Origin of the sequence: Staphylococcus shinii, from assembly GCF_017583065.1 — a bacterium.
Lineage (GTDB): Bacteria > Bacillota > Bacilli > Staphylococcales > Staphylococcaceae > Staphylococcus > Staphylococcus shinii.
Window position 1 is genome coordinate 451,396 of sequence record NZ_JAGEVL010000001.1, and the last position, 12,637, is coordinate 464,032.

General features: G+C 31.1%; 11 protein-coding genes. 6 read left to right on the forward strand and 5 right to left on the reverse strand.

From position 1 onward, the window contains the following. The first annotated feature begins 63 nt into the window (after nucleotides 1-63). The 4 genes from pstC to phoU all read left to right on the forward strand — a co-directional run bounded on the left by pstC (nucleotide 64) and on the right by phoU (nucleotide 3,550). Nucleotides 64-993, forward strand: coding sequence for a phosphate ABC transporter permease subunit PstC (gene pstC, locus J5E45_RS02220; protein WP_039066568.1), 930 nt, complete (start codon nucleotides 64-66; stop codon nucleotides 991-993). A gap of 1 nt (nucleotide 994) precedes the next feature. Then, nucleotides 995-1,909: a phosphate ABC transporter permease PstA gene (pstA, locus tag J5E45_RS02225; protein ID WP_017724428.1), complete on the forward strand. Its 915-nt coding sequence runs from the start codon at nucleotides 995-997 to the stop codon at nucleotides 1,907-1,909. A gap of 107 nt (nucleotides 1,910-2,016) precedes the next feature. Continuing rightward, complete coding sequence (gene pstB / locus J5E45_RS02230; protein WP_039066571.1) at nucleotides 2,017-2,892, forward strand: phosphate ABC transporter ATP-binding protein PstB; 876 nt, start codon at nucleotides 2,017-2,019, stop codon at nucleotides 2,890-2,892. Nucleotides 2,893-2,899: 7 nt separating this feature from the next. Then, entirely contained in the window at nucleotides 2,900-3,550 is a 651-nt protein-coding gene (gene phoU, locus J5E45_RS02235) for a phosphate signaling complex protein PhoU (RefSeq protein WP_039066574.1), read from the forward strand. 73 nt (nucleotides 3,551-3,623) lie between these two features. Here the strand turns inward: phoU and pepF are convergent, their stop codons facing one another. Further along, complete coding sequence (gene pepF, locus J5E45_RS02240) at nucleotides 3,624-5,432, reverse strand: oligoendopeptidase F (protein ID WP_208181526.1); 1,809 nt, start codon at nucleotides 5,430-5,432, stop codon at nucleotides 3,624-3,626. A 243-nt stretch (nucleotides 5,433-5,675) separates the two neighbouring features. On the opposite strand from pepF, the gene J5E45_RS02245 reads away from it, so the two are divergent. Beyond that, nucleotides 5,676-6,026, forward strand: a complete 351-nt coding sequence (locus J5E45_RS02245) for a hypothetical protein (protein WP_039066577.1) — start codon at nucleotides 5,676-5,678, stop codon at nucleotides 6,024-6,026. A gap of 78 nt (nucleotides 6,027-6,104) precedes the next feature. Here J5E45_RS02245 and J5E45_RS02250 read toward each other — a convergent pair whose 3' ends face one another. After that, entirely contained in the window at nucleotides 6,105-7,112 is a 1,008-nt protein-coding gene (locus J5E45_RS02250) for an ABC transporter substrate-binding protein (protein ID WP_208181527.1), read from the reverse strand. A 965-nt stretch (nucleotides 7,113-8,077) separates the two neighbouring features. On the opposite strand from J5E45_RS02250, the gene J5E45_RS02255 reads away from it, so the two are divergent. Continuing rightward, a complete protein-coding gene (locus tag J5E45_RS02255; RefSeq protein WP_039066578.1) occupies nucleotides 8,078-8,599 on the forward strand; it encodes an HdeD family acid-resistance protein in 522 nt (173 codons plus the stop codon). A 335-nt stretch (nucleotides 8,600-8,934) separates the two neighbouring features. Here J5E45_RS02255 and J5E45_RS02260 read toward each other — a convergent pair whose 3' ends face one another. The 3 genes from J5E45_RS02260 to J5E45_RS02270 form a co-directional block, all read right to left on the reverse strand. Continuing rightward, entirely contained in the window at nucleotides 8,935-10,194 is a 1,260-nt protein-coding gene (locus J5E45_RS02260) for an aminoacyltransferase (protein ID WP_039066579.1), read from the reverse strand. Between the two features lie 28 nt (nucleotides 10,195-10,222). Next, on the reverse strand, nucleotides 10,223-11,485 hold the full coding sequence (locus J5E45_RS02265; RefSeq protein WP_039066581.1) for an aminoacyltransferase: 1,263 nt from the start codon (nucleotides 11,483-11,485) through the stop codon (nucleotides 10,223-10,225). A 464-nt stretch (nucleotides 11,486-11,949) separates the two neighbouring features. Then, the gene (locus tag J5E45_RS02270; protein ID WP_039066582.1) at nucleotides 11,950-12,609 is read right to left on the reverse strand and encodes a type 1 glutamine amidotransferase domain-containing protein; all 660 of its coding nucleotides are present in this window, start codon (nucleotides 12,607-12,609) and stop codon (nucleotides 11,950-11,952) included. Nucleotides 12,610-12,637: the final 28 nt, after the last annotated feature.

The window sequence follows — 12,637 nt, forward strand, 5'->3', positions numbered from 1 at the left end:
CATCACACTTCCAGTCCCAACTTTTTTAAATAATTGGGAGTTTACAAGAAGGAAGGAATTCACATGGCGAATAATAACCTCTCCGTAAGTGAAATGATAGCAAAAAATAATGCTAAAAAGAATGGTACAAGCGATAAAATTGCACCAATCATTTTAGGCATTATTGCAGTTTTCTCTATTTTAGCAACAATTGGCATTATCGTAACACTGTTAACAGAAACAATCACATTTTTCACACGCGTTTCATTAGCAGACTTTTTCCTTACAATGGAATGGAATCCATTTTCATCAACACCTAAATATGGTATCTGGGCGTTAATTTTAGGAACATTAAAAATTACAGCCATCGCTACCGTTGTTGCAGTACCACTTGGTTTAGGTGCAGCATTGTATTTAAGTGAATATGCTTCACATAGAGCAAGAAGCATTATTAAACCAATATTAGAAATACTTTCCGGTATTCCGACAATCGTATTCGGTTTCTTCGCTTTAACTTTTGTTACACCACTATTACGTTCTATATTCCCGGAATTAGGAAGTTTCAACTCTATCAGTCCAGGATTAGTCGTAGGGGTCATGATTATACCGTTAATCTCAAGCATGAGCGAAGATGCCATGTCTTCTGTTCCAAACAAAATGCGTGAAGGTGCTTTAGGTCTCGGCGCAACAAAATTCGAAGTCGCAACTAAAGTAGTATTACCAGCAGCTACATCAGGTATCATGGCATCAATTGTTTTAGCTATATCACGTGCTATAGGCGAAACAATGATTGTATCTCTTGCAGCCGGTAGTACACCAACTGCTTCATTGGATTTAACTGGTTCTATTCAAACAATGACTGGTTATATCGTACAAGTAGCTACAGGGGACGCAACATTTGGATCAGATATTTATTACAGTATATACGCTGTAGGTTTCACGTTATTTATTTTCACTTTAATCATGAACTTATTATCACATTGGATCACAAAACGTTTCAGAGAGGAGTATTAATATGGCTGAAACAAACAATAGCAAAGTACTTGTCGATCAAAACACCGTTGAGAAAAAACTCTCTGGACGCTTATCCGTTAATAAAATTAATAAATGGGCATTTTTTGCTTGTACGATGATCGGTTTACTTGTCTTAGCAGCATTAATCATAGATACACTCTTTAAAGGCGTAGGGCATCTGACACCATCATTTTTCACAAGCTTCTCATCCTCAACACCATCGATGGCAGGTATAAAAGGTGCCTTAATAGGAACAGTATGGTTGATGATTACAATCATCCCAATTTCTATTATTTTAGGTGTCGGAACTGCAATTTATTTAGAAGAATATGCTAAAGATAATGCATTTACAAATTTTATTAAAGTTAGTATTTCAAACTTAGCTGGTGTTCCATCAGTGGTATTCGGTTTACTAGGTTTAACTATTTTTGTTCGAGGCATGGGTATCGAAGCTTTAGCGCTAAGTAATTCTATCTTAGCCGCTGCGCTGACAATGTCGTTGTTAATTCTGCCTGTAATTATTGTAGCTAGCCAAGAAGCTATAAGAGCAGTACCTAATTCAATTAGGGAAGCTTCATACGGGCTAGGTGGTAATAAATGGCAAACGATTCGTCGCATTGTATTGCCAGCAGCAATACCTGGTATATTAACAGGCTTTATACTTGCTCTATCTAGAGCATTAGGTGAAACTGCACCATTAATCCTCATCGGTATACCAACTGTGTTGTTACAATTACCATCAAGTGTATTTGATCAGTTCCAAGCATTACCAATGGCAATCTACAACTGGGCTAAATTACCTCAGGCAGAATTCCAAAACGTAGCTTCAGCGGGAATAATCGTATTACTAGTCATCTTATTATTGATGAACGCTATCGCAATATTCTTAAGAAATAAATACAGCAAAAAATATTAATTTAGTAATCGAATACAAGATTTTATCTAACTAGGCTATAAAAATGGGAATATGCTAACATTTTTTCGAAAATGTTAGCTCTTAGCCTTAAAAAAGGAGTTTTAATTATGACTAACAAACAAATTAAAGATAGAAATGATGATTTACAATCACATACGAACCGTAATGACACACCTATAGCAACAATAGATCCAAATGCATCAGATAATAAAATATCTGATACGCAAAAAAATATTGTGTATTCTACTAAAAACTTAGACTTATGGTATGGTGAAAACCATGCTTTAAAAAATATTAATCTCGATATTTTAGAAAATAATGTAACTGCTATTATCGGGCCTTCTGGTTGCGGTAAATCAACATATATCAAAGCATTAAACCGTATGGTAGAACTGGTACCATCTGTTAAAACAGCAGGAAAAATTTTATATCGTGATAATAATATTTTTGATGATAAATATTCTGTTGAAAAATTAAGAACAAATGTTGGTATGGTATTCCAACAACCAAATCCATTCCCTAAATCAATTTATGATAATATCACATACGGCCCTAAAATTCATGGTATTAAAAATAAAAAAGTTTTAGATGAAATTGTAGAAAAATCATTACGTGGCGCAGCAATCTGGGATGAATTAAAAGATCGTTTAGATACAAACGCATACAGTTTATCAGGCGGACAGCAACAACGTGTTTGCATCGCTCGTACGTTAGCAATCGAACCAGATGTCATATTGATGGATGAGCCAACTTCTGCTTTAGATCCTATTTCTACATTAAAAGTTGAAGAACTAGTGCAAGAATTAAAAGAGAAATATTCGATTATTATTGTGACCCATAATATGCAACAAGCAGCTCGTGTCTCTGATAAAACTGCATTCTTCCTTAATGGCTATGTAAATGAATACGATGATACTGACAAGATTTTCTCAAATCCTTCTGACAAACAAACAGAAGATTATATCTCTGGCAGATTCGGATAATTTAAGTATGGCGATTATTAGACGCAAATATGAAGGCCAACTCGACGATTTAATCAAAGACTTACGTCGACTTGGTCTTCATGTATATCGTAATATTGAATATGCATTAACGTCATTAAGTGAAGAAGATCGTAATTATGCTAGACAAACTATAGCCAAAGATAAAGATATCAATGCGATTGAAACTGAAATTAACGAAAAAGTTATCATGCTTATAACTAAGCAACAACCCATTGCCAGCGATTTGCGTTTAATGATGGCAGCAATGAAAATTGCTTCTGATTTCGAACGTATCGGGGACAACTCAGCTAACATTGCTGAAATTAGACTTAGAGCTAAGATTATTGATAATTACGTCCTCACAAGACTTAATACAATGGGAAAACTCGCGCTTTTAATGTTAAAAGATTTAAACGATGCTGTAAGAGACAATGATATTACTTTAATTAAAGAGATTATCGAAAGAGATGTAGATATTGACGATTTATATAGAAACATAGTCAATACGACTTATTTAATAGATAATGATCCTTTTGTAGCTGGCCAAGCGCATTTAGCTGCAAGATATCTAGAACGTATAGGAGATCATATTACTAACATAGCTGAAAATATTTACTTTTTCATCACAGGAGATCGCTACGAATCGTATAATAAATAAAATAAGGCTCAATAGTCGCAAAGTGTTAAATACTTATGCGACTATTGAGCCTTTTTATATCATCCTACACACTTTAATCTTGCTCGATTTCATCTGTAAGTTTTTCTAATTCATCAACAAGGCTACCTATATAACCAATTGTTGATTTCAAAGGAGCGTCTGTACGAATATCAATACCAGCGATATCTGCGAGCGCTACGGGCGATTTACTACCACCAGCCTTCAACGTTTCTAACCAAGCATCGACTGCAGGTTGTCCTTCATTTTTAATGCGTTGAGACATAACTGTACCAATTGTTAAGCCGGCAGAATACGTATAAGAATATAATCCCATATAATAGTGGGGTTGTCTCATCCATGTCAACTCTGTACCTTCTGTTAATTTGACACTATCACCAAAGAATTGGCCATATACATCTAACATAATTTGATTGAGTACAGGAGCCGTTAATGATTCTCCATTATCCACTTTATTATAGACTTCACGTTGATAAGCTGCTTCTAATAAATGTGTAACCATATTATGATAATAAGTTCTTGAAACAATCGAACCTATTACCCAACGTTTAAATTTAAGATTATCACTATTTTTGAACAGATAATTAGACATAAGCATTTCATTCATTGTTGACGGTGCTTCAACAAAATACATCGAAGCTTCTGATTCTAAATAATTTTGGTGATTCTGTGCCAAAGTAAAGTGACCAGCATGGCCAAGCTCATGTGCTAGAACAAAGGTTTCAGTCATTTTACCTGTCCACGAAATAAAGATATACGAATGTGATGCATAAGGACTTGCACAAAATGCACCAGTATCTTTACCTTTATTTTGAGCAAAATCTATCCATCTATCATGGTACGCAGATTCAACCATTTTTAAGTAATCTTTTCCCAATACTTCTAAAGCACCATAAATATATTGCTTAGATTCTTCAATTGAAATTTCTGGTTCGTAATTTGGATCAATAGATACTTTTAAATCTTCAAATCCCATAATTTCTAGGCCGTGAACACGTTTGATTAACTTAGCATATTTTTGCATTATTGGTGCCAAATCACTCATAATTACATCAATTTGACGATTAAACATATCACGTGTTACTTCTTGATCCTGTAACAAATAATCAATAACGGAATCATAGCCTCTTAAATCAGCTTCTATTTTCTCTTGCTGAACTTGCATATTGTATGTAGCAGCAGTAGTATGTTGATATTTACGTAATGCATCGCTGAAATACTTGAAACTTGTCTTTCTAAATGTTGCATCAGGATTATCTTCGTACTCATTTTCAAATGTTGCATAATCTAAAGGATAAATATGATTATTATGCTTAAAAGGTTCAAAGTTTATGTCCAACATTTTAGTAGTACCATACAATTCATAAGCACTATCAAAAGTGGGGGACAAACTTGCTAATACCTTTTCTACTTCTGGTGATAATTCATATGCTTTTTTAGATTTAACTTTAGTAAGAAAATGAGGGTATTTCGACGTATTAATTAGTTCATTTAAATCTTGTTCGGGTAATGCTATAATCTCCGAGATTACGAATGATAACTCACTTGCAATTTTGCCATAAGATGTAGATAATTTCGCGCTAAGCGTCTGTGATTGTTCATTGGCTGTATCTACACTTAAGCGTAATTCTGCATAATTAGCCATTCTGTCTAATTGAATTAATATTTCAGAATAGTCATCTAAAGCTTGTTCAATTATTTGTATATCATTCATTTGATTAATATATTGCACATTAAATGCTTTAGCGGACTCAATTGTATCTGTTAAATTTTGATAAAATGCTTCATCTGAGATAAATAAATCTGAAATATCCCAAGTTTCTTCTAATGGCACTTCTTTTCTGAATGGTAATGTTTCAGTCATTGAATCACTCCTAAATTTTATTAATATTCACAGTTTATTATACATGAAACTCCCATAAGAAATACAACTGTAAGTTTAATAAAATTCTAAGAAGGGAAGAGTGGTAGAATAGTTTGACGACAGAAGAATGCGTAGATATTATTAGATTATACTCCCATAGCATGACACTATTTATATGAAAGTATAGTACAATTAAATTAATACTACTTAAAACCAAGTTTTCAAATATAAGGAGTGCAACATATGACAATTTTTGATATGCCTAATTTTTTATGGATTACAATTGTTGCAGTTATAGTCGTGACTGTTTTTTGTAATCTCGTATTAAATAAATGGTTTGCTACAGCTGTACTCACATTTATAGTATTAGCAATAGTAGCCTTTTTAATTCCTAATTTCCAAGACATTACATATGAGCCTTTACTTGGATTTGCAGCGTTTATGGCTGTACTAAGTTTAATCATCAGCTTCTTGGTGTGGTATTCTACAAGAAATTGGAGACGTAAACGTAGAGAGAAAAAAGCGAAAAAAGCGATTCGTAAACGTGGGGGGATACCACAAGACGAAATTGAAAATTACAGAGAAAAAAGATAAGTATAACAAAGAGGAATTGTAGCGATTTACGTTACAATTCCTCTTTGTTATTATCACTAAATAGGTTAGTGGTGGGGGTTATTTGTAAGCATTCTGTATCTGCTTAAGTTGATCAATAGTTAAACCGATGCCACCTTCACCGAAAAACCAACTATTTGCTTCAAATAGTGTAACATCATCATTTTTAATTGCTTTGGAATTTTTTATAACATCATTTTGTAACGATTGTGGTATCGTTTTACTTTGTCCATTAGCTTTTTTTGTTCTATCAATAACAAATAATTTATCAGGATTAATTTCATTTAAGTATTCATTAGAAATAAGTATACCACTTGAGTTTGCTTTCATTTGTTTATCAGCATGCTTAATTCCTAAATCTTGGTTTAAGAAACCTCCAAATCTACCAGTAGAACCATATGTTTTTAACCCTTTATCATCAACGTTTAAAAACAAGACTGATTCATCGCCAATTCGTTTTTTGGTTTCAGCAACTTTGTCATCTAGTTGTGTAACTAATTTCTTTACCTCTTTTTGCTTTTCGAAAATCTTACCAATATTTTTAGTATTATTCTTAATAGAAGCTATGTAATCATCATTTTGCGGACTTATAAAAACAATTTTAGCATTTGGAGCAGCTTTCTTCATTTCTTCCAAAGTTTTAGTATGCGCTTGTCTAAAAGAAGCAAAAATAACATCTGGTTTAGACTTTGCTAACTCATCATAATTAGGTTGTCCAGGATTCCCAAGATTTTTATATTTACTATTCTTAAATGATTTTAGTCTATCTGGTAAAAATGAAGCTCCTTGTCCCTTAGCAATAGCAACTATATGATTTTCTAATTTTAATTGTTGCATTACATCTAACGCGCCATAATCCATTACTACAACTCGTTTAGGATTTACAGGAACCTCTACAACTTCATGTTTCATTTCGCCTCTATTATGATCTTTATTTTTATCTTTAAACTCATAAGAAGTTTTAATTTTAACAGTTTGTTTTGTTTCTTTGTCACTGTGAGCATTACTACAAGCACCTAAAAATAAAAAACAAAAAGTTGTTAGCGTAATTAATATAAATTTATTCACGTGAAAATCCTCCTTTAATCTAGTAGTTAATTATATATTAATTGAAAACTATTATCAATTAGAATTTTAGTAATTATTAAGAACTGAAGGATTGTATGAAATTTGTAGCAACTTTAAATAATCATTGCGATTGTTTAAACAATACATAAATAAAGAAACGAAATAAACATTAGACTAATATTAAAAAATCAAACTTGTAATTTTCGTAAATGCAGATGGTTTAATTATTTAAGTAACAATATCATATTAGTATTTAACAAATAGTTATACTAAAATAAAATAGTTAGTAGTTGGCAAATGATAAACAGGACTAAATATCATGAAATAGGGTCAAGAACTTAAATTATATCAAAACACATATAACTTCCTATAATATATATTATGTAAACTAAAATAAATTTCAAATTTAGAGCCACTATATATATCAATTTATTTTAATTCCATTATTTACTTTGCGTATTAAGTCACGTTTGTAAATTTGCATATTGCGTTACCACAAAATATTAACTAGATACATATATAAAACGGTATGTATTTTATATACCATAAGTCATAACATAATTTACTTTTAGTTATCAGTTTACAAACTCACTCCAAAGATCCTATATATACAAGATAATTAATGCTTCACAGTATCTGTTAAACACACAATATAACATCAAATGAAACATAGATGCTTATTTGCAATTAGTCGATAATGGATGCACGGAGATGTTATTCAATGCTCAGAAATCCAAATCTCAGCGTCAAAATTCTGACAAATAATAGAAAAAACATTCTAAAGTAAGCGATTTCTTTAACATATGCCGTTTTCCCTAGAAGAACTTGCACTCCTTAATTATATGGTTTGATCTTATTGTTATTAATATAGGGTTACATAACATAATTATAGTTTATTAAAAATTAGTGTTTTTTTGTTTTATTTGGGTATATATTATTTAGTAAAAACTTTAGGAGTGAGATTTATGCAACAATCTTCAAATATTAAATGGTCCAGTTTAGCCATTGGCGTCATTTTTCTTATTATTGGCGTGTTTATCATAAGTTTTCCAGAAGAAAACTTATTTACTATAACATGGTTAATTGGTTTATTATTTATAATTAATGGGTTTTTAGAAATATTCGTAAGACAAGTAATCAAAAATGCAACACAGCAAAGATCTACATTGCTAATCTTACTTGGAATTATTAATATTATCCTTGGTTTATTAATTCTGTTTAATGTAGTAACAAGTACGACTTTTATTGTTTATTTATTTGCAATTTGGTTTATTATTAACGCAGTTTTCAATATTTTTAATGTAACGCCTGTAGAAAAATCAAATAAAAGCTTTCATTTAATTTCAATTCTTCTAAATATTGTAGCTATCATATTTGGTATTATATTACTGTTTAACCCACTCATAGCAGCATTTATTATTGCAATATTTATAAGTGCAGTATTCTTTATTATAGGTATCACTTATATTATAGATGCATTATATTAGTCATTTTTTCTCACTCTAAAAACTATTATTTAGAGTGAGAAAAAATTTGTAATCAAAAACACACTAAAACAGAGTGTTTTAGTGTGTTTCAAAATATTAATTCAAAATAATATAATAACTATTTTTACTATAAAATCATTTATATGCATAGATATTGAAATTGTTTTACCCTATGCTATACTAAAATACGTGGAGTACAACCAGAAATATACTTCTAAGATTATTCCACATTATAGTTCACTGTTATATTGGAATGCCATCCTAATATAACCAATTTCAGAACGAAAGAAAGCATACTGATTAGGGCTTACATCATCAGCATGCTTTCTTTTTTATTATTTTCTTATCTTTTTTCTTAAATTATTCAGTGTATTAAACAACCAATATTTCGATTTCTTGATTGGTTTGTAAAAATCACCGATTAATTCTTCAATTTGTACATTAAAACCACGTTTAAAGCGATAAACACCATAATCCTCGCTATTTTCAGTAAAATCGCCTGATAGTCCATAAAAATTATAACGTCCATATCCATGATCAAAACAATAATTCAACATAAACCAGTGCATCATATAAGGTCCCATGTATTGGTTATATTTTTCTGAAGAACCACCTGAGAAATAATTTACTTCATACGCATTTGCAAAGTATACACCAGCAGCTAGATTCAATATTGCCCCATCAGTTAATCTTAATTCACTTGCATGAAGCAATTCCTTTTTATCATGATTAATTTGCTTGTCTAACTCTGTAATTTTCTTTAGTTGCTTGTCTGATTTGTTTTCATTTTGCATCATTTGGTCTCTACGTGCTTCTTTTTCATTAATACCCTCTTGCGTACTATTGATATATTCATCTAAATCAATATATGCCAATGGTACTAATGCTTTATCGCCATAATTATCGATAAAATTATAAAAATATTCATCTGTTTTTGAGACAAATCCAGCACGTTCTTCGGTTTCGCGATAAAGTTCTAAGAACGTTCCAAATTCTTCTCTTGGTAATAATCTTACTTTCACACCGTAATTAATCGCTTTATTAATGTTTCGCTTACGTTGGCTATCGAATTGTTTTTTTAATGAAGCTGGCGTTTCACCATCAAGATTTAATACACCCATCCATCTCACTTGACTTGATGTATCGTATTCCGTTGTAAAACCATGATGTGTATAATTATGAGCTTTAAATAAATTTACTAACGCATCATTTTTATCTTCATTCGGTAAAGGATTAATATCTTTATCATAAATTTGATAAATCCAATATGGATCCATTTTTACATACAAGCAATTATGCTGTTGCAAATATGTATCTAATTCTCGCAAATAGAAATCTACTAAACCTAAATCATTGTAATCCATCACCGGTCCGCGATTTGAATAATAAACATAGCTTCCCATTGTAGGGATTTTAGAGAAAAGACTAGCAGCAATAACTTGATTGTCGTCATCTTTTAAGCCTAATAAAACAACTTGAAATCCATCTTCTTCTCTTGTCGCAATATTTTCTTTCACTTGAAAGTAATGACTCTCTAGTGCTGGATTCTGTACAAAATTGTCATATTCTTTGACAGTTAACTCTGTAAATTTCATTCTAGCTTAGTTCCCTTCTTTTAAATGTTTATTTCTTTTTATCTTTAATTTTCTTTAATGTCGTATAAATTTTGTACATTGGTTTATTGATTGGTTTAATAAAATCACCAACATATTCTACTACCTCTGCATTAAATCCTTTTTTGAATTTCACTACACCAGCATCTTCTGCATCTTCTGTGAAATGACCACTAATGCCATAAAAATTATACCTATCAATATTATGGTCGATAGCATAGTTAATCATTTTCCATTGAATGGCATAACTACCAGCAAAATGCCTAAACTCGTTTGACGTTCCCCCTGCATAATACACAACTTCATAAGGATTAACGATGAAATATGCTGCTGAGATTGGTAGTTCATTACCATGTTTCTCTTGTAAAGCTTTAGCTTCATCAATTTTTTGTTGATTCGCTATAAGTTGTTGCTCTAGATTATCTTTTTTATTATACGCCTTTTTATTTTCAGGTCTTTTCTCGATATCCTTTACAGCTTTATTGATATCTTTGCTTAATACCTCACGTTCAGCTTGCAATTCTTCAATATATTCATCGAAATCCATATAAGCTAAAGGTACTAGCACACGATTTTTATAGTATCTTAATCTATTATAGTAAAAATCATCGTCTCTATCGTCAAAATCTTTAGTTTCTGATGTATCTTCCATAAATGAGCGGAAAATTGGCAACTCATCTTCCCCTAAGAATCTAACTTTCACGCCATTTTTTTGTACTTTTTTAGTATTTCGTTTACGTAAACTATCCATACCGTTTAGTACATCTTTAGCAGTTTTACCTGCTAAGTCCAGTACAGAGTGAAATCTAATTTGGATAATTGAATCGAAACCTGTTAAAAAACCTTGATGCTTGTATCCAAGTTGTTTCATTTTATCGAAAATCCAATCATGGCCTGCATTTTCCAATACTTCACCATCATGATTACGATATTGATAAGCTAAATAAGGGTCAACTCTTAAATAAAGCGCATTATGTTTTTTTACATATTTTGATAATTCATTGAAAAAATAATGTACTAACTCTTTATTTTCAAAATCTATAACTGGCCCTCTATTAGTGTAAAAATATTTAAAGAATTTCATTACTGGTACCGCAGTTAATAAGCAAGCTGCGATAACTTCGTTTTCATTATTTTTTATGCCTACTAAATGTGTTTCAGTACTTTCTGCAATTTTTAATTCATAATTACCTACCATTTGTGTAAAATGACTATTTGGCATTTTATCTGTAAATGCACCAAACTCTTTTGCAGTTAAATTCGTAAATTTCATTTTTGTATACTCCTAATTGTCTATAATTCTTTTTCGAGTTAAACTTCAATCTTAATTATTATACAATATTCATTCATAAAACAAAATCAAAACCCTGTTCATAAAGCTTTATATTCATTGTCTGTCTTACAATTATTATCGTTACTTCTATTCTAACAAAGTATTTCCATTTAATCTTTCATCAGCATTAGTTTAATTATTAAAAAGTATTATAATATTCATTTACTTACTAAACAACATCTTATAACAATAGGATGGTGAAATGATATTTCAGCTTTATATTAAGCTATTAAGATAAGTAATCATACATAAACTGCTTTAATTCAGCCTTCTTCAACTATGATTAACTTCAAATGTTATTGTCTGTTTTGTTATTTCTTAAAATATAATAAAAACTGGGAAACTTAATAAGTCTCCCAGTTTTTTATTAGTGCAAATAAATAACTAATTCATTATCATTGTGTTTATTTTAATGCGTCTCGTAGTGCTTTACCGATAGCAACACTTGATTGTGGGTTTTGGCCAGTGATAAATTGACTATCTGTTTCTACATGCTCGCTAAAGTTTTCTTTAGTTATGAATTTAGCGCCTTGATTTTCTAATTCTGTTTGAGTTAAGAATGGCACTTTATTTTCTAAGCCCATTGCACGTTCTTCTTCATCTGTAAACGAAGTAAGCGTAACCCCGTTAACTAAGAAATTACCTTGTTTATCTTTGGCACCAACAAATGCACTTGGCCCATGACACACTGATGAAATGATTTTATCTTCGTCTTTAAAATCAGCTAATATCGATGATAATTGTTGATTGTGTGCATAATCAAATACCGTGCCGTGACCACCAGGTAAATATACAGCGTCATATTGAGCTACGTCTATTTCTGCAATGCTTGGCACATCTTTAATTTTTGCTACAAATTCTGCATACTTATCTAATTCATTATTCTGTGTTGAATTTGGATCTAATGGAACAGCTCCACCTTCAATAGAAGTTAAATCTACAGCAATGTCTGCTTCAGTTAATATATTATAAGGCTCGCTCGCCTCTTCTAACCATAATCCTGTTGGTGTTCCATCATCATATTGGTCTCTACTTGTTAGTATGAATAAAACTTTTTTGCTCATTTTATATCACCTCTTCATAAAATAAGAA